Source organism: Herbidospora solisilvae (assembly GCF_009901565.1).
In the GTDB taxonomy this organism is placed as follows: Bacteria; Actinomycetota; Actinomycetes; order Streptosporangiales; family Streptosporangiaceae; genus Herbidospora; species Herbidospora solisilvae.
In genome coordinates this window covers 378,051-403,321 of record NZ_WXEW01000010.1, presented here as the reverse complement: position 1 = coordinate 403,321, position 25,271 = coordinate 378,051, and the positions used below count along the sequence as shown (strand labels likewise).

The 25,271-nt window shown below is 72.7% G+C and carries 23 protein-coding genes; 9 read left to right on the top strand and 14 right to left on the bottom strand.

Features of this window, described 5'->3' with window-relative positions:
* The first annotated feature begins 91 nt into the window (after positions 1–91).
* Genes GT755_RS32480 through ilvD form a run of 3 tightly spaced genes read left to right on the top strand, consistent with a single transcriptional unit; the run spans position 92 to position 3,482 of the window.
* Positions 92–898 carry a fumarylacetoacetate hydrolase family protein gene (locus GT755_RS32480; protein WP_161483374.1) on the top strand — a complete coding sequence of 269 codons (807 nt, stop codon included), beginning with the start codon at positions 92–94 and terminating at the stop codon, positions 896–898.
* Positions 895–1,845, top strand: a complete 951-nt coding sequence (locus tag GT755_RS32475; protein WP_161483373.1) for an amidohydrolase family protein — start codon at positions 895–897, stop codon at positions 1,843–1,845. Before GT755_RS32480 ends, GT755_RS32475 begins: the two co-directional genes overlap by 4 nt.
* Positions 1,842–3,482, top strand: a complete 1,641-nt coding sequence (gene ilvD / locus GT755_RS32470; RefSeq protein ID WP_161483372.1) for a dihydroxy-acid dehydratase — start codon at positions 1,842–1,844, stop codon at positions 3,480–3,482. Before GT755_RS32475 ends, ilvD begins: the two co-directional genes overlap by 4 nt.
* Before the next feature lie 4 nt (positions 3,483–3,486).
* Here the strand turns inward: ilvD and GT755_RS32465 are convergent, their stop codons facing one another.
* On the bottom strand, positions 3,487–3,852 hold the full coding sequence (locus tag GT755_RS32465) for a winged helix-turn-helix transcriptional regulator (RefSeq protein ID WP_161483371.1): 366 nt from the start codon (positions 3,850–3,852) through the stop codon (positions 3,487–3,489).
* Between the two features lie 157 nt (positions 3,853–4,009).
* Here GT755_RS32465 and GT755_RS32460 point away from each other — a divergent pair, with 157 nt between their 5' ends.
* Together GT755_RS32460 and GT755_RS32455 are read left to right on the top strand one after the other, a co-directional pair.
* Positions 4,010–4,957, top strand: a complete 948-nt coding sequence (locus tag GT755_RS32460; protein ID WP_161483370.1) for an NADP-dependent oxidoreductase — start codon at positions 4,010–4,012, stop codon at positions 4,955–4,957.
* Between the two features lie 28 nt (positions 4,958–4,985).
* The gene (locus GT755_RS32455) at positions 4,986–5,750 is read left to right on the top strand and encodes an SDR family NAD(P)-dependent oxidoreductase (RefSeq protein ID WP_161483369.1); all 765 of its coding nucleotides are present in this window, start codon (positions 4,986–4,988) and stop codon (positions 5,748–5,750) included.
* Between the two features lie 70 nt (positions 5,751–5,820).
* Here the strand turns inward: GT755_RS32455 and GT755_RS32450 are convergent, their stop codons facing one another.
* Positions 5,821–8,634: an ATP-binding protein gene (locus GT755_RS32450; RefSeq protein WP_202610740.1), complete on the bottom strand. Its 2,814-nt coding sequence runs from the start codon at positions 8,632–8,634 to the stop codon at positions 5,821–5,823.
* Positions 8,635–8,768: 134 nt separating this feature from the next.
* Between GT755_RS32450 and GT755_RS32445 the strand changes: the two genes are divergently transcribed.
* The 3 genes from GT755_RS32445 (at position 8,769) to GT755_RS32435 (ending at position 10,586) form a co-directional block, all read left to right on the top strand.
* Positions 8,769–9,125: a VOC family protein gene (locus GT755_RS32445; RefSeq protein WP_161483368.1), complete on the top strand. Its 357-nt coding sequence runs from the start codon at positions 8,769–8,771 to the stop codon at positions 9,123–9,125.
* 79 nt (positions 9,126–9,204) lie between these two features.
* A complete protein-coding gene (locus GT755_RS32440) occupies positions 9,205–9,816 on the top strand; it encodes a VOC family protein (protein ID WP_161483367.1) in 612 nt (203 codons plus the stop codon).
* A gap of 329 nt (positions 9,817–10,145) precedes the next feature.
* Entirely contained in the window at positions 10,146–10,586 is a 441-nt protein-coding gene (locus tag GT755_RS32435; protein ID WP_161483366.1) for an iron chaperone, read from the top strand.
* Between the two features lie 437 nt (positions 10,587–11,023).
* Here GT755_RS32435 and GT755_RS32430 read toward each other — a convergent pair whose 3' ends face one another.
* Genes GT755_RS32430 through GT755_RS32405 form a run of 6 tightly spaced genes read right to left on the bottom strand, consistent with a single transcriptional unit; the run spans position 11,024 to position 16,103 of the window.
* Entirely contained in the window at positions 11,024–11,863 is an 840-nt protein-coding gene (locus tag GT755_RS32430) for an SMP-30/gluconolactonase/LRE family protein (protein WP_161483365.1), read from the bottom strand.
* An 8-nt stretch (positions 11,864–11,871) separates the two neighbouring features.
* A complete protein-coding gene (locus GT755_RS32425; RefSeq protein ID WP_328794652.1) occupies positions 11,872–12,804 on the bottom strand; it encodes a sugar kinase in 933 nt (310 codons plus the stop codon).
* Complete coding sequence (locus GT755_RS32420; protein ID WP_161483364.1) at positions 12,801–13,418, bottom strand: bifunctional 4-hydroxy-2-oxoglutarate aldolase/2-dehydro-3-deoxy-phosphogluconate aldolase; 618 nt, start codon at positions 13,416–13,418, stop codon at positions 12,801–12,803. Before GT755_RS32420 ends, GT755_RS32425 begins: the two co-directional genes overlap by 4 nt.
* Before the next feature lie 2 nt (positions 13,419–13,420).
* Positions 13,421–14,236 carry a hypothetical protein gene (locus tag GT755_RS32415; protein ID WP_161483363.1) on the bottom strand — a complete coding sequence of 272 codons (816 nt, stop codon included), beginning with the start codon at positions 14,234–14,236 and terminating at the stop codon, positions 13,421–13,423.
* Positions 14,230–15,375 carry a galactonate dehydratase gene (gene dgoD / locus GT755_RS32410; protein ID WP_161483362.1) on the bottom strand — a complete coding sequence of 382 codons (1,146 nt, stop codon included), beginning with the start codon at positions 15,373–15,375 and terminating at the stop codon, positions 14,230–14,232. The genes GT755_RS32415 and dgoD overlap by 7 nt, the downstream gene beginning before the upstream one ends.
* Entirely contained in the window at positions 15,372–16,103 is a 732-nt protein-coding gene (locus GT755_RS32405; protein ID WP_161483361.1) for an SDR family NAD(P)-dependent oxidoreductase, read from the bottom strand. Before GT755_RS32405 ends, dgoD begins: the two co-directional genes overlap by 4 nt.
* 80 nt (positions 16,104–16,183) lie before the next feature.
* Between GT755_RS32405 and GT755_RS32400 the strand changes: the two genes are divergently transcribed.
* Positions 16,184–17,047, top strand: coding sequence for an AraC family transcriptional regulator (locus tag GT755_RS32400; protein WP_161483360.1), 864 nt, complete (start codon positions 16,184–16,186; stop codon positions 17,045–17,047).
* Here GT755_RS32400 and GT755_RS32395 read toward each other — a convergent pair.
* The 6 genes from GT755_RS32395 to GT755_RS32370 all read right to left on the bottom strand — a co-directional run bounded on the left by GT755_RS32395 (position 17,044) and on the right by GT755_RS32370 (position 25,270).
* Positions 17,044–19,125: an alpha-galactosidase gene (locus GT755_RS32395; protein ID WP_161483359.1), complete on the bottom strand. Its 2,082-nt coding sequence runs from the start codon at positions 19,123–19,125 to the stop codon at positions 17,044–17,046. The two genes, GT755_RS32400 and GT755_RS32395, sit on opposite strands and share 4 nt — an antisense overlap.
* A 5-nt stretch (positions 19,126–19,130) precedes the next feature.
* Positions 19,131–19,949, bottom strand: coding sequence for a carbohydrate ABC transporter permease (locus GT755_RS32390; RefSeq protein WP_161483358.1), 819 nt, complete (start codon positions 19,947–19,949; stop codon positions 19,131–19,133).
* On the bottom strand, positions 19,942–20,814 hold the full coding sequence (locus GT755_RS32385) for a carbohydrate ABC transporter permease (RefSeq protein WP_161483357.1): 873 nt from the start codon (positions 20,812–20,814) through the stop codon (positions 19,942–19,944). Before GT755_RS32385 ends, GT755_RS32390 begins: the two co-directional genes overlap by 8 nt.
* Positions 20,811–22,070 carry an ABC transporter substrate-binding protein gene (locus GT755_RS32380; RefSeq protein WP_161483356.1) on the bottom strand — a complete coding sequence of 420 codons (1,260 nt, stop codon included), beginning with the start codon at positions 22,068–22,070 and terminating at the stop codon, positions 20,811–20,813. Before GT755_RS32380 ends, GT755_RS32385 begins: the two co-directional genes overlap by 4 nt.
* Before the next feature lie 11 nt (positions 22,071–22,081).
* Complete coding sequence (locus tag GT755_RS32375) at positions 22,082–24,499, bottom strand: glycoside hydrolase family 97 catalytic domain-containing protein (RefSeq protein ID WP_161483355.1); 2,418 nt, start codon at positions 24,497–24,499, stop codon at positions 22,082–22,084.
* A 177-nt stretch (positions 24,500–24,676) separates the two neighbouring features.
* The gene (locus GT755_RS32370) at positions 24,677–25,270 is read right to left on the bottom strand and encodes a hypothetical protein (RefSeq protein ID WP_161483354.1); all 594 of its coding nucleotides are present in this window, start codon (positions 25,268–25,270) and stop codon (positions 24,677–24,679) included.
* Position 25,271 lies beyond the last annotated feature (1 nt).

Here is a 25,271-nt window from a genome sequence, read left to right as displayed (position 1 = left end):
CACCCGACCGCAGGGTCTGCCGTCAGCTCGACACCCCCAGCTCTTCGTCTGCCCGTTTTATCCCGATATTTCGGGATTGGAGTTCTGTTTCATGCGCATCGCCCGATACCGCACGTCCGACGGCCGGATCTTCGCCGGGCTCGTCGAAGGGGACGCCGTCGCTCCCGTGGCCGAGGAGTCCACGGCCTACATGGCCGACGCCGTCCGTGACCTGATCGCCTCCGGCGCGGACTTCTCCCCGGCCGGACCGGCGGTCCCGCTCGCCGACGTGAAGCTGCTCAGCCCGGTGGCCCACCCGGAGAAGATCATCTGTATCGGCCTGAACTACGCCGACCACATCCGGGAGACCGGCCTGGACACCCCGTCCAAGGTGCTGGCCTTCGTGAAGACCGCCCACACCCTGACCGGCCCGTATCAGGACGTCGTGGTCCCGGCGGGGACCACCGACCAGCTCGACTGGGAGTCCGAGCTGGCCGTGGTCATGGGCCCCGACGGGGTGTTCGGCTACACCGTCGCCGACGACGTGTCCGCCCGCGACGCCCAGTTCGCCGACGGCCAGTGGTTCCGGGGCAAGAACTTCGACGGGTTCTGCCCGCTCGGCCCGTGGATCGTCACCGCCGACGAGCTCGCCGACCCCCACGGCCTGGCGATCTCCGCCAGGGTCAACGGGGAAACGGTCCAGGACAGCACCACCGGCGAGATGATCTTCAAGATCCCCGAGATCATCGCCTATCTCTCGACGTACATGACCCTGAACCCCGGCGACGTCATCGCCACCGGCACCCCGCATGGCGTCGGCATGGGCCGCAGGCCGCCGCTCTGGCTCAAGGACGGCGACGTGGTCGAGTGCGAGGTCGAGGGCGTCGGCCTGCTGCGGAACACGGTGCGGATCAAATGATCATCGACTTCCACTGCCACTTCCCGGGCGACGAGCCCACCCAGGACCGCCTCGACGCCGAGTACGAGCACGTCTGCGGCCCGGCCAAGCTGGAGGTGCTGCGCGCCAACTCCGCGAAGTACGCCGAACGCGTCCGCAGGGCGCGCAGCCTCCCGCCCACCGTGCCCGAGACGCGCACCACCGAGGACCTGGCCGCCGCCTGGCGCGAGGAGGCCGACGACTTCGGCCTGGAGCGGGTGGTCTTCATGTCCGGCGGCGGCAACGACCGCCTCGCCTCGGTGGTCGCCGCCCACCCCGACCGCTTCGTGGGCTTCGCCAACCACCAGCCCTGCTCCCCCGGAGCCGCCGCCGAGCTGCGCCGCGCCGTGGAGATCGGGCTGCGCGGCTACAAGGTCATCGCGCCCTGGGTGACCGTGCCGCTGGCCGACCGGTCGCTGTGGCCGGTGTGGGAGGTCGTCGAGGAGCACGCGCTGCCCGTCGTGCTGCACTTCGGCCCGGTCAACGGCGGCGGCGGGCTCGGCTGGGCCCCCAACATGGACCCGCTGGCCCTGCACGACGTCGCCAAGGCCTTCCCCACGGTCAACTTCGTGGTGGCCCACTTCGGCTGCGGCTACCCGGCCGAGCTGCTGCGCCTGGGCTGGTCGAACGCCAACGTCCACGTCGACAGCTCCAGCAACCACGAGTGGACCCGCTGGGTGCCCTACGACCTCGACCAGAAGGCCCTGTTCCGGAAGTTCCACGAGACCTTCGGCCCCGAGCGTGTCCTGTTCGGCACCGACTCGTGCGACTTCCCCTGGGGATACATCAGGAAGTACGCAGAAGAGCAGGTCAGGATCGTCGACGAGCTCAACCTGTCGCCCCGCGACCGTGAACTGATCTTCGCGGGCAACGCCGCGCGGCTGTTGAACCTCGACCTGCCCGTCGCCAGAACCAGGGAGACCGCATGAGCATCGCGACCGACCCCGACCGCGCCCCGGCGCGCTCCCACCTGTACGCGATGGGCTGGACCGACGAGGACATGCGCCGCCCCAAGGTCGGCATCGCCTCCACGTGGACCGGCACCATGCCGTGCAACCTCACCCACCGCGAGCTCGCCGCCCACGTCGCCGACGGGGTGCGCCGGGCGGGCGGCACCCCCATGGAGTTCAACACCATCGCGGTCTCCGACAACCTCACGATGGGCACCCCCGGCATGCGGGCCTCGCTGGTCAGCCGCGAGGTCATCGCCGACTCGATCGAGCTGATGGGCCGCGCCCACCAGTTCGACGCGATCGTGGCGATCGTCGGCTGCGACAAGACCGCACCCGCCGCGATCATGGCTCTGAGCCGCCTCGACGTGCCGTCGGTGATCCTCTACAGCGGCAGCATGATGCCCGGCCGCTGGCGCGACCGCGACGTCACGATCCAGGACATGTGGGAGGCGCTCGGCGAGCGCAGCGTCGGCAAGCTCAGCCAGGACGACGTCGACGACCTGGCCCGCCACGCCTGCCCGGGAGCCGGGACCTGCGCCGCGCAGTACACGGCCAACACGATGGGGAGCATCTGCGACTTCCTCGGCCTGTCGCCCTTCGGCGTGAGCGACATCCCGGCCGTGGCCCCGTCGAAGAACGAGGCCGCCGTGCTGGTCGGCGAGGTCGTCATGGACGCCCTGGCCCGCGACGCCCGGCCGTCCCGGGTGATCACCGAGGCGTCGCTGCACAACGCGATCGTCTCGGTCGCCGCGATGGGCGGCTCGACCAATGCGGTCCTGCACCTGCTGGCCATCGCCCGCGAGGCCGGGATCGCGCTGGAGATCGACGACATCGACCGCATCTGCCACCAGATCCCGATCGTCGCCGGGGTGAAGCCGGCCGGCCCGCACAGCGCCGCCGACCTGTGGCGCGCGGGCGGCACGTCGCTGGTGGTGCGCCGCCTGCTGGAGGCGGGCCTGCTGCGCGAGGACGTGACGCTGGTCGACGGCCGCACCCTCGCCGAGGTGGCCGAGTCGGCCCAGGAGACCCCCGGCCAGCAGGTCGTGAAGACGGTGGCCGACCCGGTGAAGGGCCCGGGGGCGCTGGCCGTCCTGCGGGGCTCGCTCGCCCCCGGCGGCTGCGTGCTGAAGCTGGGCGGCAGGCCCGACTTCGTGTTCAGCGGCTCGGCGCGGGTGTTCGACGGCGAGGAGGCCTGCTTCGCCGCCATCCAGGAGCGCCGCATCGTCGACGGCGAGGTGGTCATCGTCCGGTACGAGGGCCCGGCCGGCGGCCCGGGGATGCGCGAGATGCTCTCGATCACCGGCGCGCTGGTCGGCCAGGGCCTGAACGTCGCCCTGGTGACCGACGGCCGGTTCTCCGGCGTCTCCCACGGCCTGGTCATCGGCCACGTGGCCCCGGAGGCCTACCGGGGCGGCCCGCTGGCGCTGGTCCGGGACGGCGACACCGTCGTCATCGACTCGGCCGCCCGGGTGCTGGACCTGCGGGTGGACGCGGCCGAACTGGAAACCCGCGCCGCGGCGTGGACCCGCCCGGACCGCCCGGTCGAGCGGGGCGTGCTGGCGAAGTACGTCGCCACGGTCGGCTCGGCCTCGGACGGCGCGGTCACGATCTGACCTCTCAGCGGGCGTCGTAGCCCGATCTCGACTCGAGGATGCCGGCGGCGTTGGCCTCGGCCCAGCCGGCCAGCTCCCGGACCACCTTGAGCAGGCTGATCCCGCGCGGGGTCAGCGCGTAGTCGACCCGCGGGGGCTTGGTGTCGTAGACGGTCCTGGTCACCAGTCCGTCGCGCTCCAGCCCCTGCAGGGTCGCGCTGAGCATTCGTTTGGTGATGGGGCTGCTCATCCGGCTGAGCTCGTTGAACCTGCGGGTGGTGTCGTCGAGCTGGCAGATGACCACCACCGACCACTTGTCGCCGATCCGTTCGAGCACGTCGCGGATCAGGGCGAGGCGGCCCTCCTCACACAGCTCGGCCGGTTGCGACATGGACGCAGTATACGGCCAATACCAGGTTCCTCTCCGGGCGGTTCCGCCTGCGATACCTGGTCATGACGAAGTGCCTTCTTGCGGCCTGGCCGCACTCGGGTGGAAGGTACCAATGTCAGACCTGGTATACATCAAGAACCATTCGGGAGCTGGGACGATGCAAGCAATCGGGGTCCACGAGTTCGGAGGACCCGAAGCGCTCCGTGTTCTCGACCTGCCCGCCCCCCACGCCGGCCCCGGCGAGGTCCGGGTGCGGGTGCACGCCGCGGCGGTGAACCCGGCCGACACCCTGCTGCGCTCGGGTGCCAGCGCGTGGGCGTTCGCCGGCGTGCCGGGGCCGTACGTGCCCGGCCTGGACATCGCCGGGGTGGTCGACGAGATCGGGCCGGGAACCGAGACCGGATTGTCGGTCGGTCAGCGGGTGATGGCGATGGTGACGCCGCAGGGCGGCTACGCCGAACACGCGGTGCTGCCGGCCGGCTGGGTCGTCCCGGCGCCGGAGAACACCGGCCACGCGGCCGCCGCAACGCTCCCGATGAACGGGCTCACCGCGCTGCTGGCGCTGGACCTGCTGGCGCTCGCCCCCGGATCGGTGCTCGCCGTGGTCGGCGCCGCCGGAACCCTGGGCGGCTACCTCGTCGAGCTGGCCGCCCACGCCGGCCTGACCGTGGTCGCCGACGCCGCGCCCTCCGACGAGGCGCTGGTCCGCCGCCTGGGCGCGGCCGAGATCGTGGCCAGGGGGCCCGGCGTCGCCGACCGCATCCTGGCCCGGCGTCCCGGCGGCGTGGACGCCGTCGCCGACACCGCACTGGTCGGGCCGAGCCTGCTCGACGCCGTCCGCGACGGCGGCGCCTACGCCCGCTTCCGCACCGGCGACGAGCCCGGCGGCCACCACTTCGGCGAGAACGGCCGGGTCGCGGTGCGGACGGTGTTCGTGCCCGACTACGCCGGGCGCACGGACAAGCTCCACCACATCCGCGGGCTCGTGGAGTCGGGCGTGCTCACCCCGCGCGTCGCCGCGACCCTCCCCGCCGCCGAGGCGGCCACCGCCCACCGGCGGCTCGAAGCCGGCGGCGTGCGCGGCCGGCTCGTGCTCACCTTCTGAACACCCTCTATCCGACACAGGAGTCACCGTGTCCGCACGTTTCACCGGCAAAGTCATCCTGATCACCGGCGCCACCTCCGGCATGGGCCGCGCCACCGCCGAACGGCTCGCCGCCGAGGGCGCGAAGGTCGTCCTGGCCGCACGCGGCAAGGAGGCCGGCGACACCCTGGCCGCCGCCATCCGCGCCACGGGAGGCGAGGCCACCTTCGTCCCCGCCGACGTGACAGTGGAGGACGAGATGGCCGAGCTCGTCAGGCAGGCGGTGAGCCGGTACGGCCGCCTCGACGGCGTCTTCAACAATGTCGGCGCCGCCACGGCCCTCGGCCCGGTCACCGGCCTCGACGCCGACGCCTGGCACGCCGAGCTGGTCCTCAACCTCAGCAGCGTCTTCTACGGCCTCAAGCACCAGATCCCGGCCCTGAAGGCGAGCGGCGGCGGCGCGATCGTGAACAACGCCTCCGTCACCGGCGTCGGCGGCCAGCCCGGCGCGGCCGCCTACAGCGCCGCCAAGCACGGCGTGATCGGCCTCACCCGGTCGGCGGCGCTCGAGACGGCCGCGGCGGGCATCCGGATCAACGCCCTGGTGACGGGCGGCGTCGACACCCCGCTGCTACGGTCGGGCATGGGCCCCACCCCCGACGAGGCGCTGCGGGCGGCCGGGGCGATGCACCCGATCGGCCGGATCGGGCGGCCGGAGGAGATCGCCGCGTTCACGGCCTTCCTGCTGAGCGACGAGGCCCCCTTCATCACCGGAGCCGCCCTCGCCATCGACGGCGGCATGACCGCCACCTGAGCCAGGGCAGGGCGTCGCGGTAGTCCGGGAGGTGGTCAGGCCGCCAGTGGCGACTATCAGTCCGAGGTCGTCATGGGTGTCGGGGCAGGGCCATCGGGGCGAAGCCGAGATCGGCCAGCACGGCCGCGCCGCGGGCGGCGTGATCGCCCCCGGCGAGCACCAGGGTCCGCGCCGACTGATAGCGGCAGCCGGCGGTGTCGAACGTATCCGCCGTGGCGAGCAACCGCTCCCGGTCGTCGTCGAGCAGCGCTTGGGCCCGCTCCACGATGGCACCGGCGACCGGGTTGCCGGCCACGACGGTCCGAGCCTCGGCCAGACGGTCGCCGGCATCGGAGCTCCTGGCGAGCACGGCAGCTTCGGCGCGCAGCGCCACATACCAGTGCAGCCAGATCCAGGTGACCCATTGCCACACCTCGCCGGGCTCAGGCGCCAGCCGCTCCAGCGCCTCCGACGCCTGCCCACGGTGGAGCAGAAGCATCGCCTCAAAGATCGCCCCGTAGCCGTGGGCGTTCCCCGGTGAGGGGTCGAGCCGATTCAGCACCGCGCTCCATTCGCGCCAGGCATCCTGGTCCTCGCGTAGGCCGTGGACCGTCGCCACTGCGGCCGCCGGCGGGCCGAGGACGGACCTGGCGGGGCTGCCGGCCTGCTGCCACGCGTCGAGGAACCGGACGCTGCCGGTCAGTACCTCCTCGACGTTGCCCGCCAGCGCGTCGGTCACAAGGAGCCAGCCCGTGGCACGGTGGCCGACTTCCGCCAGCAGCGGATGATCCGCGAGTCGCCGTGCCCACCGGCGGGCACCCGGCAGGTCGCCGGTGCCGAGGCTGGCCTCGGTGGCCTCACCGAGCGCCTCGATCAGCTCGTGGGCAGCGGCCGGGGTATCCGGTGTGGATGAGAGCAGCGTGATCCGGCGCCGGGCCGTGTCGGCGGCGGCGAACGTGTCACCGGCCCAGCTCTGGGCGCAGGTCAGCGTATCGAGCGCGGCGGACTCGGCGAACGGGTCACCCGTGCGGTGAGCGAGTTCGACCGCTCGTTCGGCGCGTGCGATCGTCATGGGAACAGCGCTGTCGTTCCGGCCCGGTGCGGCACCGAGCTCGGTGAGCGCCCGCCCGGCCTCGGCCAGCGCCACCGCGGCCTGGGCGGCCGGGTCGTCGCCGCCCAGCTCCCGCGCCTTGGTGATGAGCGCGATCGCCTCTTCCCGTGGCAGCTTCTGGACGAACTTGCCGGAGAACCGGTAGGCGTTGGCGGCGGCGGTCGCCAGGTCACAGGCGGCGCCGGCGGTGTCGCCGGACCGGCGGGCGGCGTCCGCGGCCGCGCGGTGCAGGCGGTACATGTCATCACCGTTCATCCGGCAGCCGGCCACGGCCGCGGCGTGCCGGAGCATCGACGCGCCGGCGGCGGGGTCGTCGGCGAGCGCGGCGGCCTGCTCATAGCGCCCCTGGGACTCGCCGATCAGGTTACGGATGAAGGTCAGCTCCGCCAGCCGTCGGGCGAGATCGTACGCGTCCGTGCGCTGTTCCGGCCGGTCGGCCGCCCATGCCAGGGCGGCGCGCAGATCGTCCGCCACCGCGTCGAACCGCGCCCGCCAGTCCGCTCGTACCACCACCAGCTCGGCGGCCTTGGCCAGGCACCAGCGAACGTGGCGGGATCGAGCGCCGACCAGCTCACCGGCCTCGGCCAGCCGCTCCGTCCCGTACTGGCGGATGGTCTCCAACGCCCGGTACTCGGTCCTGCCAGGGGACGCCGTCACCACCAGCAGGCTCTGTTCGGCCAGCCGGGCCAGTCCCTCGGCGACGATGCCTTCCTCGGAACCGGTTGCCTCCGCCGCCGCGGCAGCGGTGAACGGTGCCACGAACACCGACACCTGGCGCAGCAGCACCCGGTCGGCCGGTTCCAGCAGAGCATGGCTCCAGTCCAGAGCCCCCCGCACCGAACGGTGCCGCTCATCGGCACGGGAGCCGCCGGTCAGCATCCGCAGCGGGTGGGAAAGGGCGGCGTTGATGCCGTCCAGCCCGAGCGTGGAACACCGGGCGGCGGCCAGCTCGATCGCCAGCGCCATCCCATCCAGCCGCTCGCAGATCGCGGCGATCTGGTCGCGCAGTGCGGGATCCAGCGGCCGGCCCACCGCCGCCGCCCGCTCCCTGAACAACGCGACCGCGTCGGACTCACCGTCGACGGACAGCGACAGCGGCGGGACCGGATACACCCGTTCGAACGGCACCATCAGCCGCGCCTGACTGGTCGCCAGCACCGTCACCCGAGGGCACGTCGCCAGCAGCCGCTCGAGAAACAGCGCCACCCCGTCCACCACGTGCTCGCAGTTGTCCAGCACCAGCAGCACACGGCGGTCGGCCAGCGCGGCGACCACGGATTCGGTCATGTCGCGGCCGGGCTGCTCACCGAGGCCGAGCGCCCCGGCGACCGCCGTGGCGATCAGGCCCGGATCGGTGACCGGAACCAGGTCGACGAACCACACCCCGTCGGCGTACTCGCCGGCTGCTTCCGCGGCCACCGCCAACGCCAGCCGGGTCTTGCCCACTCCGCCGGAACCGACCGCGGTCACCTGACGGTGTGCCTTGATCATCTCGGCCAGCTCGGCCCGCTCGCTCGCCCGGCCGACGAACGAGGTCAGCGGAGTCGGCAGAACCGGTGCCAGGTGAGACGGTCCGACGCCGGCCGGCTCGGACGCGCGGCGGGCGAGCGCCCGCCGATCCGGCACCTCCAGCTTGCGCAGCAGCGAGGAGACGTGACTCTCCACGGTACGCACCGAGATGCACAGCCGTGCCGCGATCTCGGCGTTGCTGAGACGGGCCCCGACCAGTTCCAGCACGTCGGCTTCCCGAGGCGAGATGTCCGCTGCTGCAATCACTGTCACATATTGCCGCATCCCTCCGTGCTCTCCGTGCCGTCGATCCGTGGGCGGTTCCGTGGTCACCACGGATGCGGGCCGGCCAGGCCGAAAGCCAAGCTGTGAGCACGCAAGACAGCGGGTCGATGAGACCCACCACCACAGGAGTGACCATGACCGGCTCTTTCACCCACGGAATCAAGACCGTGCTGCACCCCGTGTCCGACCTGGCGAAGGCCAAGGCGGTGTACGCGGCCCTGCTCGGTATCCCGCCGCAGACCGACTCGTCCTACTACGTCGGCTTCGAGGCTGAGGGCCAGCACATCGGGCTGGTGCCGGGCGGTGGACCGCAGGGCATGACCTCACCGGTGGCCTACTGGCACGTACCGGACATCGAGGCGAAGCTGGCCGAGGTGATCGCCGCGGGGGCCGTCGTGCAGGAGGCCGCGCACGAGGTCGGTAGCGGCCGCCTGGTGGCCACCGTCATCGACCCCGATGGCAACGTCCTGGGACTCCTGCAGGACCGTTGAGCGCCGCCTGCCCCTGCCATGTCCGCCGCGTAGCGGCCGCCGACAAGACGACAGACCCACCTTGCGCAAAGGACCTGCCATGACCTCCTTCCAATCCGTCACCCTGGAAGTTCCCGACCCCACGGCCGCGGACGCCTTCTACAACGCCTTCGGTCTTGGCCCTTACGTGCGCGTCCGCGCCTCGGATGAGCCGACGACCGGCTTCCGTGGGTTCGCGCTGTCACTCGTGGTGTCCCAGCCGGGCAACGTCGACGCCCTCATCGGCGCCGCCCTCGACGCCGGCGCCACGACGCTGAAGCCCGCCACGAAGGGGTTCTGGGGCTACGGCGGCGTCGTACGAGCCCCGGACGGGACGATCTGCAAGATCGCGACCTCGAAGAAGAAGGACACCGGCCCCGCCGCCCGGCACATCGACCAGGTCGCGCTCCTGTTGGGAGTGGCGGACGTCAAGGCGAGCAAGCGGTTCTACGTCGACCGCGGCCTGGCCGTGGCCAAGAGCTTCGGCGGCAAGTACGTCGAGTTCGACACCCCGTCGTCGGCCGTCACGCTGGCGCTCTACCCGCGCCGCGCCCTCGCCAAGGACACCGGCGTCTCCCAGGAGGGCATCGGATCGCACCGGATCTTGATCGGCGGCGATGCCGGGCCCTTCACCGACCCAGACGGGTTCGTGTGGGAGGTCGCATCCGTCTGAGGCACACGGCGAGACGACCTCGGCAGCATCGTCACGCAGGCACAAGCCGGTGGGGGCGAGGTCATCCAGGGAACCGACAGCGCAGCCGTACGGCGTTCGCGACCGCGATCTTGCGGCGAACTCAACGTGCCGCCGCTGGTTTCGCCCCTCCTCGCGCCGCCCGACCGCGAGCTGATGTGCGACGGCAACGGAGCTGGTTGGTCTGACGCCTCGACCGGGCACGCCGCCTGCCCGAGATTTCACGCTCCGGTGGCACCGCTCCCGAACAGAGGACCACAGGTCCCCTCTCAAGATCCCGAACAGCAAGATCCTCAAGGAGAAAATACGTCATGAGCAGCACCTACCAGGGATTCACGGCCGAGGAACGGGCCGCGATGAAGGACCACGCCCAAGAGCAGAAGAAGGCAGCGCGCCGCAGCTCACGCGCGGACAAGGCGGCGCAGGACGAGCGTGACGCACTCGCGAAGATCGCCGAAATGCAGGGATCGGACCGGATCCTGGCCGAGCGCGTCCATGCCGTCATCACCGCCAGCGCCCCGGCCCTCGCGCCGAAGCTCTGGTACGGGATGCCCGCCTACGCGCTGGACGGCAAAATCGTCTGCCACTTCCAGAGCGCGGCCAAGTTCAAGACACGCTACGCGACGCTCGGGTTCAGCGACCAGGCGAACCTGGACGACGGCACGATGTGGGCCACCGGTTTCGCCCTGACCGAGGTGACGGCCGAAGTGGAGGCGCGGATCAGTGCGCTGGTGAAGCAGGCGGTGAGCTGAGGCGCGCCAAGGAATGTGCGCACTACATCGAGCCGACTCAGGTCATACATCACCCGCCATGACCGTTCAGCTCGCTGAACCCGCGCAATCGCCGGAGCAAGACAGTGGGTAAGGCGGACTTGCCGGTATCACAGCCGTTCCGCGCTCGGGGCGCGTCTTCCGCCGGTTCGGCCGCTGTTTCGCGGGTGGCCCGCGTCCTGGTCTCGGTCACGGTCGCCGCCACGGCGGGCGTTTGGGCGAAGTTGCGGGGCACGGCTTCCCAGCCGAACGTCAAGGTGATCGATCCGGCCACGTGAACATATCGCGCGCTGGACGTTCCACGGGGTGTCGTGGACGGCGCGGCAGGCCGACGTCCGTCTCCGGTTCGCCGGGGGGCGGGCGGGGACCGGGGCCTACAACGCCGGCTTCCACCTCGACGACGTCGTCGTGCAGTGCGTCTACTGATCCCGCACGAACGGGGCCGCCGGGCGGCCGGGGGGCATGCCGTCGGCGGCGAAGAGCGCTCCCGCCGGGGGTCCTGAGGTCAGCCCCAGGGCGGCGGAGGTGACGAACAGGCGGCCGTCGGTGAGGCAGACGCTCGTGGGCTGGGGCGTCGGCACCTTCACGACCCGGTCGAGCCGTCCGTCGGGGGTGTAGCGGCGCACCTGGGAGCCGCCCCAGACGGCGACCCACAGGTGGTCGTCGGCGTCGACGGTCATGCCGTCGGGACCGCCCTCGTCGATCACGGCGAAGACGGCGGGTGTGCTCAGGTCGCCGGTCGCCGGGTCGACCTCGTGCCGGTCGACGCGGCCCTCGGCGCTGTCGGCCAGGTACATCGTGCGGCCGTCGGCGGTGAAGGCGGGGCCGTTGGGGATGGTCAGGCCGGTGCGGACGGCGGTGACCGCCAGGTCTCGCCCCACCCGGTAGAGCACGCCCGCGCCGGGCGTGGAGTCGTAGGGCATCGCGCCGGCCCACATGCGGCCGGCCGGGTCACAGACCGCGTCGTTCATCCGGGAGGTCGGCGGTGCGGGGCGGTCGAGCCACTCGACCGAGCCGTCCCGCTCGTCGAGCAGGGCGAAGCCCCGGCCCGCGGCGGCCAGCCACCGGCCCCTCTGGTCGCGGACCGGGGCGACGGCCCCGAGGGGCACGTCCAGCCGGAACAGCTCCTCGGCGGGGCCGGGCTCGTCGGCCGAGACGGTGAGCAGCCTGCCCGCGAGGATGTCGACGAAGACCAGCCGGCCGTCCACCCAGCGGGCGCCCTCGCCCAGTTCGCAGTCGATCGCACACCAGACGTCCATGGTTCTCCTCATCGGATGACGGATCCGGGCAGGGTGTCGAGCAGGCCCAGTTCGGAGCGGGCGGGCAGGCCCTCCCAGTCGCCGGCGGAGGCGACGGCGAACGCGCCGACGGTGACGGCCCGTGCGAGGCGGCCGGGCAGGTCGAGGTCGTCGAGCATCCCCGACAGGTACCCCGCGACGAACGCGTCACCCGCGCCGACCACGTCGGCGACCCGGACCGGCCGGGCCGGGGCGTGCACGGTCTCCGTCGCGGTGTGGCCGGTCGCGCCGTCCGCGCCGCGTTTGACGACGACGTCGCGCACCCCGGCGTCGAGCAGGGCGGCCACCCGGTCCCGTTCGGTGGTCGCGGCGGCGGGCGCGACGAGGTCGAGTTCGTCGTCGGAGGCGATGACCACCGCCAGCGAGGACGCCAGGGGGCGGAGCGTCGCGGCCGCCGTGGCGCGGTCCCACAGGCGGGCGCGGTAGTTGACGTCCAGGCAGACCGGCACGCCGGAGGCGACCGCCGCCCGGACCGCTTCGGCCGGGTTCGGGCCGAGGGCCGGGGTGACCCCGGTGACGTGCAGGATCGCCGGGGGCGGGTCGAGCGCGGGCAGCACGTCGGCCGGTGACAGGAACGACGCGGCCGAGCCCGCCCGGTGGTAGATGACCCGGGTCAGCTCGCCGACCCTGCGCTCGAACAGCACCAGGCCGGTGGGCCCGCGCCGGTCGGCGCGGGCGTGGGTCAGGTCGACGCCCTCGGCCCGCAGGGTGCGCAGCACGAGTTCGCCCGTCTCGTCGTCGCCCACCAGCCCGGCCCAGCGCACGGAGTGGCCCAGCCGGGCCAGGCCGATCGCGACGTTGGACTCGGCCCCGGCGACCGACAACCGCATGCCGCCGCCGAGCCGGATCGGGCCGTCGGCCCGCAGGGCGGCCATCGTCTCCCCGAAGGTCACGACGCTCACAGGGTCTCCCGGAACCGCCGGACGCGGGCCTTCAGTTCCTTGAGGTCGCCGCCCGCCGCCGCGTCGCCCACGAGCGGGGAGCCGACGCCGACCGCGACCGCCCCGGCCGCCAGATAGCCGGCGGCCTCCGCCGGTCCGACCTCGCCGACCGGGACGAACGGGATGCCCGGGAAGGGGTCCCGCAACGCCCGCAGGTGCCGCACCCCGCCGAGCGAGGCCGGGAACAACTTGATCGCGGCGGCCCCGGCGGCACACGCGGCGACGACCTCGGTCGGGGTGAGCGCCCCCGCGAGCACCGGCAGCCCCAGCGCGGCCCCCGCTTCCACCGCCTCGCTGACGGCCGGGGTGACCAGGAAGGACGCCCCCGCTTCGGCCGCCCGCCGGGCGTCGTCGGCGGTGACGACGGTGCCCGCGCCGAGGTGGGCGCCGGGCCCGAGCGCGGCCCGCGCGGCGCGGATCACCTCCAACGCCCCCGCGGTGACCAGCGACACCTCGGTCAGCCGCACCCCCTCCTCGGCGAGGGTGAGCACCGTGTTCAGCGCCGCCTCGCGGTCGGGTCCGCGCACGATCGCCAGCAGGCGGTGCTCGGTCAGGTCGGGGAGAAAACCGGTCATCTTCACATCCGTTCCGCGGCGACGACGAGTCGCCAGGTCAGTTCCCCGGACGCGGGCACCTGTGCGGCGTCGTCCGGACCGGCTTCCGCCACGTCGAAGACCGTGCCCAGCATGGGTTCGACGCCGATGCTCCGATAGGGCGCGTGGTCGGGGAATCCGCCCAGGTTGCGCCACAAGGCGGTGCCCACCGGCACACCCGGCGGCGCTTCGACGCGCAGGTCGAGCACGTCGCTCTCGTCCTCGACGCGGACCGAGGCGCAGCGCAGCACCGCACCGGCGGCCGAGCCGTCGTCCGGGCCGAGCCGGTCGAGTTCCAGGCCGAAGGGGGCCGGCCAGTGGCCCTCCAGGTAGGGCGCGCCGGGCGGCCAAACCGTGTCGAGCAGGGGCGCGGCCTCGGGGTAGATCCGCAGCGGCGTGCCGTGCGGCGCGACGAGCCTGGCCTTCTCGCCCAGGTCGAGCAGGGCGTGGGCGGACCAGATGAAGCGGAAGCCCGGGTCGGCCGACAACCGGTAGGTCGCCACCACCGCCCCGGCCTCCACGCCGATCGTGCGGGTCAGCTCGAAACCGTCGCAGGTCACGGTCGCATGGGCGGCGGCGCCCGTCCAGGGACGGCTCCAGGCGTCGCCGTGGTCGGGCCGCCCCCGGACCGTCGGCACGCACTCCTCCAGGCCGCCGGCGTCCACGAACGCCGAACCCGGCGAGACCTCGTCCCGCGTGGGGTCGGGGCGGGACCACAACCATTCCCGGCCGCCGCCGGCGAGCGACGTCCACCGGCCGCCCCGCGCGAGGTCGACGCGGGCCGTCAGCGGGATCACCATTCGGCCACCGCGCCGTCCTCGTGCCGCCACACTGGGTTGCGCCAGGCGTGGCCGACCTTGTCGACCCGCCGGACCTCGGCCTCGTCGATCTCCACGCCGAGGCCGGGGCCGAGGGGGCGGGCGACGTAGCCGTCGGTGAAGCGGAACACCTCGGGGTCGGTGACGTAGTCGAGCAGGTCGGCCCCCTCGTTGTAGTGGATGCCGACGGACTGCTCCTGGATGAGGAAGTTGGGGGCGGCGAAGGCCACCTGGAGGCTCGCGGCCAGGGCGAGCGGGCCGAGCGGGCAGTGCGGGGCCAGCCGGGCGTCCCACACCTCGGCCAGCGCGGCGATGCGCCGGGTCTCGGAGATGCCGCCCGCGTGCGACAGGTCCGGCTGCACCACGGCGACCCCGGCCTCCAGCACGGGACGGAAGTCCCAGCGCGAATAGAGCCGCTCGCCGACCGCGACGGGGACGCCCGACGCGGCCACCACGCCGGGCAGCAGGTGCGGGCGGTCGGGCAGCATGGGCTCCTCGGCGAACAGCGGGTGGAACTCGGCGAGAAGCGGCAGGATGCGGCGGGCGTCGGCCGCGCCGATCCGGCCGTGGAAGTCCACCGCCAGATCGCGGTCCGGGCCGAGCGCCTCCCGGGCCAGCGCGATCCGGTCGACGACGCCCGCCACGGCGGCCGGACCGGCGAGCGCGGGCATGCGCCCGGAGGCGTTGATCTTGACGGCGGTGAACCCGGCCTCGACCCGGGCGGCGATGCCGTCGGCGAGTTCGCCGGGCTCGTCGCCGCCGGTCCAGGCGTAGACGCGGGCACGGTCGCGGACGTGGCCACCGAGCAGGGCGTGCACGGGCACGCCGTAGGTCTTGCCGGCGATGTCCCACAACGCCTGGTCGAGCCCGGCCAGGGCGCTGGACAGCACCGGTCCGCCCCGGTAGAAGCCGCCGGTGGCCATGACCTGCCAGTGGTCCTCGATCCGCAGCGGGTCGCGGCCGGCCAGGTAGTCGGCCAGCACGTGCACGGCCGCGCGCACGGCCTCGGCCCGCCCCTCGACGACCGGCTCGCCCCAGCCGACGACGCCGTCGTCGGTCTCGACCCGGCAGAACAACCAGCGCGGCGGGACGAGGAAGGTCTCGATCCTGGTGATCTTCACGCCGAGTCCTTCACCGCGGTCCAGCCGCCGTCGACGACCAGCGTGGTCCCGGTGATGTACGAGCTCTCTCCGCTGGCCAGGAAGGTGACCGCGGCGGCCACCTCCTCGGGGCGGCCGAACCGGGCGGCGACGGTGGCGGCGGCGCTGCGCCGCCGGTCCTCCTCGCCGATGCCCTCCCACGCGGCGGTGAGGATCGGGCCGGGCAGCACGGTGTTGACCCGGATCGCCGGGCCGTACTCGACGGCGAGCTGGCGGCCGAGCGAGACCAGGCCGCCCTTGGCGGCGGCGTAGGCCGGGTGGCCCGGCATGCCGACCAGCGCGTGCACCGAGGAGGTGAGCACCACGGCTCCCCCGCTCTCCCGCAGCAGACCGGCGCACGTGTGCACGGCCAGGTAGGCGGCCTTCAGGTTGACCGCGAGCTGGCGGTCCCAGTCGGCCTCGGCCAGTTCGTGGGCGGGGGCGCCGATCGAGGTGCTGGCGTTGCTGTGCACCACGTCGAGGCGGCCGAACTCGTCGCGGGCGAGGCCGGCGACCCGCCGCCAGGTTTCGGCCGCGGCCACGTCGCCGGTGACCGTCAGGAGGCCCGGCCGGGCGGGGGGCTGCTCCGCCACGTCGACCGCGATCACGCGGGCGTCCTCGGCCAGGAACCGCTCCACCACCGCCGCGCCGATGCCCGACGCCGCCCCGGTCACCACGGCGACCTTCTCCGACAACAATCCGCGTCCCATGGCCTTAGTCAACAAGTGTTCCCTTTCAAATTGAATGTCTGATTCACGTCACGACCTGGACGATCCGCCATACTGGGCCAATGCCGATCCAGGAGGGGTTCCGCAACCAGCGGCTGACCGTCGTGCCGCGCCGGGTGGTGGCCGAGGCGAGCGCCCGGCCGGTCACCCGGCGGCTCATGGTCACCGACACCGGCTACTACCCCTTGGCCGCAGACCACCTGATGAGAAGGCCGAGCGGCATCGAAGAGGCGGTGTTCATCCTCTGCGCGGGCGGTCTCGGCTGGGCCGTCGTCGACGGCGTCACCTATCGGATCGGGTCGAACGCGGCCCTGGTGATCCCGCGCGGCGTGCCACACGCCTACGGCGCCTCGGCCGAGGCACCCTGGACGATCTGGTGGTGCCACCTGCGCGGCACCGATCTCCCCGAGCTGCTGGAGGAGATCGGCGCGGGGCCGTCCCGGCCGGTGGTCTCCATCCGGCGGCTCGACCGGGCGGTGGCCCTCCTCGACGAGATCGTCACGATCATGGAGCGCGACCACTCCCCCGCCGCGCTGACCGGCGCGGCCGGGGCCGCGTGGAAGCTGCTCACCCAGATCGTGCTCGACCGGGTGATGCCGGTGCCGGGCGACCCGTTGCAGCGCGCGATGGCCTACCTGGCCGAACGCCTCGACACCACCGTCCGGGTCGCCGAGCTGGCCGCGCTGGTGGGCGTCTCGCCGTCCCACCTGTCGGCCCTGTTCCGCCGGGCCACCGGCGGCGGGGTGCTCGCGCACCACACCGCCCTGCGCATGGCCCAGGCCCGCAACCTCCTCGACACCACCGACGCCACCGTGGCCGACATCGCCCGAGAGGTGGGCTACACCGACCCGTTCTACTTCTCGCGCCACTTCCGCCGCCTGCACGAGGCCAGCCCGACCGAATACCGCAACCGGGCCAAGGGCTAGACGGCGACGACGCGGAAGAGCACCGAACGGTCGGCGTCCAGCGAGGGGGCCTCCACCCGCAGCGCCCGGCCGGGCAGGGTGACCCCGGTGTGCTGCCACGGCGGCAGCACGCCCCCGGGCGGCGAGCCGGGATACACCGCCTCGACCCGGTAGGAGCGGTCGTCGTCCAGGCCGGGGAAGGCGATGCGGCCCGGCGGCCAGACGGCGGGGCGCTCGACCACGCTGAAGGCGTAGAGGGCCTCGGAGCGGTCGGCCGCCACCACGCCCTCCAGCCGGAAGGCGGGGTCGGGGAGGTCGGCGTGCACGACGTCGCCCGAGTGCAGCAGGTCGCGGTGCTCCTTGTGGAAGGCGACCCAGCGGGCCAGCGCCGCGAGGGTCTCCGCGTCGGCGGTCAGCAGGTTGACCTCGATGCCCAGGTGTCCCCACAGCGCCTTCTCGGCGCGGTAGTCGAGGGGGTGCACACGGTGGGTGGTGTGCGACTCGGCCGCGCCGATGTGGGTGCCCTGCGTCTCCGGCGGGACCAGCAGCCCGGTCCAGCGCTGGATCTCCAGCCGCTCGTGCGGGTCGTTGCAGTCGCTGGGCCAGATCCGGTCGGCGAACTCCAGCACGCCGAGGTCGACCCGCCCGCCGCCGCTGGCGCACGACTCGATCTCCAGCCCGGGATGGGCCGCCTTGAGCTCGGCCATCAGCCGGTAGACCTGCTCGACCTGCCGGCGCACGCCGGGCCGCTCGCCCGCGTCGAGCAGGTAGCGGTTGTGGTCCCACTTGATGTACGCGATGTCCAGCGCCGCCACGAGCGAGCTCATGCGCTCGAACACGTACGCGTACGCCTCGGGGTGCCCCAGGTTCAGCACGTGCTGGTGGCGGGAGGGCAACCCGGGGCCGTGCCCGGCCTGGAAGACCCACTCGGGGTGCCGCCGGGCCAGGTCGGAGTCGAGGTTGACCATCTCGGGCTCGAACCAGAGCCCGAAGTCCATGCCCAGCTCGCGCACCCGCTCGGCCAGCGGCCCGAGCCCGGCGGGCCACACCTCGGGGTCGACCGTCCAGTCGCCCAGCGAGGTGGTGTCGTCGCGGCGGCCGAGGAACCAGCCGTCGTCGAGCACGAACCGCTCGGCGCCCAGTTCCGCGCCGCGTTCGGCGAGCGCGACCAGGGTGTCGAGGTCGTGCCGGAAGTAGACGGCCTCCCACGTGTTCAGCACCACGGGCCGGGGCGGTCGGGGGCGGGACCGGAGATGCCGGTGGAACCGCCCGGCCAGCTCGTCGAGGCCGTCGCCCCACGACCCGTACTGCCAGCGGCTCTGGAACGCCTCCCCCGGGCCCAGCACGACCTCGCCCGGCAGCAGCACCTCGCCGGCCGCCAGGTGGCGGGTGCCCGCCGGGGTCAGCTCGGCGGCGAGCACCTGGTTGCCGCTCCACGCCAGGTGGGTGGCCCACACGAGCCCCCGCCGGAAGCCGAAGCCGCGTTCCCCGGCCGCCAGCAGCAGGGTGTGCTCCAGTCCCGGCTTGCCGCCGCGCGAGGCGCGCACCCACTCGCCGACCTGGAACGGACGCCGCTGCGGCACCCGCTCCAGCGCCCAGCGCCCGGTCAGGTCGAGCAGCTCGGTGGCCTCCGGCGGCACCGGCAGCGCCAGCTCGAAGGAGCCGATCCGGTACGGCTCCGCCGCCTCGTTGACCACCCGGGCCCGCTGCCGCACCAGCCCGCTGCCGGGCAGCACCTCGATCTCGACGTCGACGGCGAGCCCGAACTCGGGGTCACGGGCGGCCGTCCAGAGCACGGTCCCCTCGACCGTGTGCACGGCGTCCCGGAAGTACGGCGCCCAGCGCCGCCCGTCGCCGTCCCCGGTGAGCCCCGGTCGGCCGAGCCAGCCCTCGTGGAGCTGCGGCAGCACCGGGACGGGCTGCGGGTAGGTGACGGCGCTGTCGCCGACGGCCGGGAGCGCCGCCCGCTGGAGGTCGGCCAGCGCGCCGGGCCCGAGGTCGCCCAGGTCGGGGCCCCAGTGCAGGACGCGCGGCAGCCGCCCGCCGTCGACGGCGACGACCACGCTGGTGCCGCCCGCGCGCAGGTGGATCGGGTGCATGATTCCTATCCTTTGAGTCCGCTGCTGGCGATGCCCCGGAAGAACTGGCGCTGCAGCAGCAGGAAGACGAACACGAGCGGGATCGAGCAGACGAGCGCGCCGGCCATCAGCGTCGGGTAGTCGGTGCCGAACTGGCCCTGCAGCCCGGCCAGGCCGACCGGCAGCGGCCGGTTCTCGCCCGAGGGCGAGACGATCAGCGGCCAGAGCAGGTCGTTCCACGAGTAGAGGCCGGTCAGCACGGTCAGGGCGGCCAGGGTCGGCTTGGTCATCGGGAGCATGACGTGCCAGAAGACCTGGAAGGGGTTGGCGCCGTCGAGCCGGGCCGCCTCCTCGAAGTCCGGCGGCAGGTTCATGAAGGCCTGGCGCATCAGGAAGGTGCCGAACGCCGAGAACATGCCGGGGATCGCCAGGGCCGGGAGGGTGTCGAGCAGGCCGAAGTCGCGGACCAGGCCGTACTGGCCGATCAGGAAGAGCTGGCTGGGCACCATCAGCATCGCGAGGAACAGCCCGAACAGCACGTTCCTGCCGGGGAACGGCAGCCGCGCGAAGGCGTATCCGGCCAGGGCGGCGACCACGACCTGGCCGGCGACGCGCAGCACCAGCGAGCCGGTGGAGACCGCGAACATCGACCAGAACGGCACCGTCGAGAAGAACGTCTCGAAGGAGTGCAGGCTGAACTCCTCCGGCAGCAGCGTCGGCGGGATCCGGGCCACCTCGGGCGTCGTCTTGAAGACGGTGAGGATCTGCCAGACGAACGGCACCACCATGATCACGGACGCGATCACCAGCAGCAGGTGGATCGGCCACGTGCGGCGCTCACCCATAGAAGACCCACGATCTCTGGAGCCGGAACTGCAGCGCCGTCGCGATCATGATCACGATCAGCAGCACGATGGCGATCGCCGCGCCGTATCCCTGCTGGAACTGGACGAACGCCTTCTCGTAGAACAGGTAGACGATCGTCTTGGAGTCGGCCAGCGCGGTGTTGTTCACGCTGCGCAGCATGATGAAGATCAGGTCGAACATCTGGAGCGCGGCGATCACGGTGAGGATCGTCACGAAGAAGATGCTCGGGCTCAGCAGCGGCACGGTGATGTGGAAGAACTGCCTCACCCGGCCCGCGCCGTCGAGCGCCGACGCCTCGTACACGGCCTTCGGGATCGCCTGCAGCCCCGCGCCCAGGATGATCAGGTTGATGCCCAGGCCCATCCAGATGCCCACGGCGGCGAAGGCGTAGATCGTGAAGCGGGCGTCGGCCACCCAGTAGTGCCCGTCGATCCCGAACCACGAGAGCACGTGGTTGAGCAGCCCGAAGTCGCCGTTGTAGATGAAGCGCCAGACCATGCCGACGGCCACCGGCAGCGTCACGACCGGCAGGAAGAACAACACCCGGTAGACCGTGCGCCCCCGGCTCACCTGCTCGATCAGCGCGGCCAGCACCACCGCGAGCGGGATGCCGAGCAGCACGAGCACGGTGTAGAGCGCCGAGTTCCCGAACGCCTGCCACACCTCGCCGTCGCCGGCGAGCTCGACGTAGTTGTCCAGGCCCGTGTACGTGGCGGGCCCGAACGCCGGGACGTCCTGGAAGCTCTTGACGAACGTCGACAGGAACGGCCAGAGGTAGAGCGCGACCAGGCCGACGGTCGCGGGCGCGACGAACAGCAGCGCCCACCTGGCTGAGGACGTCATTGTTCGGCGAGCACCTCGTCGACGGCGGCCTGGTACTCCTTGGCCGCCTCCTCCACGGGCTTGGCGCCGTCCCAGGCCGGGGCCAGGTACTGCGCCGCCAGGCCCTGCCACTCGGCGGTGTCGCCGGCGACGGGCAGCGGCACGCTGTAGTCGACGGCGTCGATGAACACCTGGAGCTTGAACTCCGGCATCGAGTCGAGCCACGGCTGCTGGGTGCCCTTGTAGGCCGGGAGCACGGTGCCGGTGGCCGCCTGGATCTCGGCCGCCTTGGCGCCGCCGAGGAAGGCAAGGAACTTCTTCAGCTCCTCGGGGTGCTTGGTGCCGGCGTACCCGGCGTTGCCGATGCCGCTGGTCACGGTGGCGCGCTTGACGCCCTGCGGCAGCGGGGCGACGTCGACCTTGCCCTTCAGGTCGGCGTTCTTGTGGAAACGCAGCGCCCAGTAGGCGCCGGAGAAGTACATGGCGACCTTCTGGCTCTCGAACATGGACACCGCCTCGGTGTCGGAGAGCTGCTTCAGCGTCGGCGACGAGCCGGCCTTCTGCAGGTCGGTCCAGAACTTCAGCCCGGCGACCGCCTCGGGCCCGGCGAAGTCGGAGGCCGTGCCGCCCGGCTTGATGATGCTGCCGCCGGCCTGGAGGATCGTGTTGTAGTAGCCGCCCTGCGCGTCGATCGGGGCGGCGATGCCCCACACGCCCTTGGCCGGGTCGGTCAGCTTCTTGGCGGCGTCCTGCACCTGCTGCCAGCCCCACGTGTCGTCGGGGTAGCTCACGCCCGCCGCGTCGAACAGCGCCTTGTTGTACCAGATGCCGTTGGTGTCGAAGTCCTTCGGCAGGGCGAAGATCTTGCCCTCGTACGTGTAGGAGTCGGACACGGCCTTGGGATAGGCGGTCATGTCGATGCCGGCCGTCTTCACCGTGTCGGACAGGTCGATCAGGGCACCGCCCTTGGCGTACTCGCGGAAGTGGTCGGCGAGCATCCAAAAGGCGTCCGGGGCGGTGCCGCCCGCCGCGCCGACCTGGAGGGTCGACCAGTACTCGGGCCAGGGCAGCGTCTGCACCTTGACGGTGATGTTCGGGTTCTGCTTCTGGAACTCGGCGGCGATCTGCTCCATCGCGGGGGCCTGGTCCTCGCTCCAGTTGGCGTAGGTGAGCGTGACCTTCTCCGCCGTGTTCGCGGTGCCGGGGGACTCGCCTCCGGAGCAGGCGGTGAGAAGGGTCGCCGCCACGGCCAGGGCGGCCGTCCAGGTGTGTCTCATGTCGTACCTCTTCAGTTCGTGCTGGGGGGTTGGTGTACGTGGACGATGGCCTCGACCCAGTCGACGTGCGCGGAGCCGCCTTCCAGGCCGCGCAGGACGAGCGTGCGGACGCCCGAGACGTCCAGGTCGAAGGGGATGACGGGCTGACCCGCGGCGACGTCGGCGGCGAAGATCTCCCGGCCGTCGGCGAGCACCGCGACCGAGGCCCGGCCCGCCGACTCGTCGTCGACGCCGACGGCGCCGGTGAGGCGGGCGGCCCGGCCGCCGAGATGGAAGTGCGCCTCCGAGGGCGGGGCGGTGCCGAGGCCGCGGGCGAACTCCCGCCCGGCCACCCGCAGCGGGCCGCCGTCGCGGGGGTTGCCGCCGCCGTTGGACATGTCGCGCTCGACCGGGCCGTCGGCGTTGACGAAGGCGGTCATCGGCAGGTCGGAGAGGGCGTGCTCGCCCTCGGTCAGCGGGTGGAACACCCGGGTGTGGGCGACGACCGGGACGACGCCGTCGCCGTCGCGTTCGACGGTGACCACGCCGAGCCGTCCCGGGAGCAGGCCCCGGGCGCGGACCAGCCACTCGGTGCCGGTACGCCGTTCGGCGGTCCAGCCCGGGGGCGGGCGCAGCCGGTCGGCGGGGCCGGTGGTGATCGTCGTGGTGCCGTCGGCGTCCAGTTCGGCGATCGGGACGGCCTCCGGCGGCGTCAGTCGCGGCCGGGACCGGGCGCGGAACACCTCCGTGCCCGCCGGGGCGACGATGGCGGCGAACCCGCCGTCGCGGGCGACCGGGACGTCGAAGCTCCCCGTCGCCTTGGTCTCGGTGAGGTCGTCGCCGACGATCCACACCTGCGCGTCGGGTCCGGCGACGGCGTCGAGGGGCACGTGGATCGTGCGGGCCTCGCCGGTGGCGACGCCGCCGACGAACCAGCGGTCGCCGGACCGGCGGGCGATGACGGCGTGGGTGTCGGGGTCGCCCGCCAGCAGCACGGTCTCGTCCCAGGCCGGGGCCAGCTCCGCCAGGAACCGGGCAGCGGCGGGACGGGAGGCGTAGGCGTCGACGTGGTCGGCGAAGTGGGTGATGCCGCACTCGAAGGCCACCGCGAGGCCGAGTTCGTGGCCGTCGCCGGTGGTCCGGCCGGCCGCCCCGAAGGCCACCGGGGTGGCGTCCATCGCGCCGACGACGTTGCGGGTGAACGGCTGGATGACGTTGTGGGAGGCGGTGAGCGCCTGGTTCTCGAAGAACACGTAGTATTCGGCGCCCCTGACGGCCTCGTAGCCGATGACCTGGGGGAAGGTGCGGGCCCAGCCGCGCGGGACGACCGAGCCGTGGAAGTTGACCATGAGGCCGAGCCGGGCCGACTCGGTGAGGATCGTGTCGTACCAGCGGTAGCGGTCCTTCGACTCCGACTCCATGAAGTCGACCTTGATCCCGGCCACCCCCCACGACCGCCACAAGGCGAGCCTGCGCAGGTCCTCGGGGCTGTTGAGGTCACGCCAGATGGTCCACAGGTGCACCTGGATCCCCCGCAGGCTCGCGTACGCGACGATCTCCGGGACCCAGGTCTCCTCCCAGCCGCAGTCGATCAGCAGGTGCTCCCAGCCGAGGTCGGCGGCGACGTCCACGAAGTGCTTCTGCTTGCCGAGCTGGGCGCCGGAGTAGAAGTCCGACCACCACGACCAGGCCGCCCGGCCCGGACGCACCCAGTCGGCCGCCTCCAGCTCGGGCGTGGCGGCCGGGGCCAGCTCCTCGACGAACAACGAGGAGACCAGTTCGTCCAGGCTCCCGACGAGCAGCACCCGCCACGGGGTCACGACGCCCCGGGCGACCTCGACGCCCGCGTCGGCGAGGGTGAAGCGCAGGGCGCCGTCCCAGCGCAGGTGCGCCCCGGCGAACCGGCCGTCGATGCCCGACTCGGTGATCAGCAGGTGGACGGCCGGGTCGAGGCGGGTGAGGAAGGGCAGGCCGTAGGCGCCTTCCTCCAGGTCGGCGGTGTCGACGCCGTAGCGCGGGGTCTCGTACCAGGTCTGGTAGTCGAGCACCCAGTTGCGCGACCCGGCGGGCAGCGGCACGGCGGTGTGGTCGGCGGTGACCTCGGCGGTGCCGTCCAGAAGGGGCAGCGCGTAGCGCACGGCGGCCCCGTGGGGGCCGGTGCGCACGATCGCCTGCCAGACCACGCCCTCCTCGCGGAAGGTGTGCACGGTCTCCCGGTGCTCGTAGTCGTGCGGGCCGGTCGCCTTGCCCGAGTGCAGGGCGAACCGGTCGCGGACCACCCGCTCGGTGACGCTCACCTGTTCGGGGGCCACGCCCAGCCGCAGGCCGCCGAGGGAGAAGCCGAGCGCGACCCCGTCCACGACCGTCGCCGCATCGCGGCTCACGGTCAGCCGCACGCCGTCGCCGGTGATCCCGATCAGGGCGCGGGTGCCATTCGTCTCGTCGCTCACACCTTCTCCATCGCTGCTTCGCCTCAGGCCACGGCCGAGCATAAGTCCAGGTCAACGGCGGGCCGTCCGTCGGGGCGGGCCGCCTCACTAGACAGATGAACGCGGGTGAGGAAGAAACTACGGGTGCTCTGAGCGTGGCTGGAATGGTGGAATTGTGTGTCGGGCTGGACAATCCGACTATTTCGCCAGGCGCAGGCCGAGGACGACGTACCAGATCATGACGGGAAGGTGCAGGGCGTAGCCCGCCTGCTCCAGCGCCGCCGACGGGCCCGCGAGGCCGGACGTCCAGGGAAGCGCGACGGCCGCCAGACCCGACAGGGCCGCGAGGCCGCCCGCCCGCCGAAGCCACCGGGGCAGCGGGAGCAGGGCCGCTCCGGCGGCGGTGGCGGCGGTCCACACCAGCCCCGCCAGGTTGACCGCCCACTTGGCGGTGAGCAGCACCGGCAGCGCCGCGCCGGGATCATCGGTGAGCTGGGTGACCGCGAGGTTGCCCGCGTCGTGCAGCAGCCCGGCCAGCCCGGCGGCGGCGAGCAGCCCGCCCGGCAGCCCGGCCAGGGCGAGCCCGGCGGCGGTCAGCGCCAGCCAGCCGAGCACGTCGAGGCCCAGGGAGAGGAGGTGCGGGCCGGTCTGGTCGTGCACGGCGCGCAGCGTGGCGTCGAGATCGGACGGATTCAGGGTCAACCCCGATGGCACCGCCACCGCGACTCCGGCGACCATGGCGGTGAACGAGGACAGCAGCAGGACTCCGGCGAGCCTGGACAGGTCGGTCATG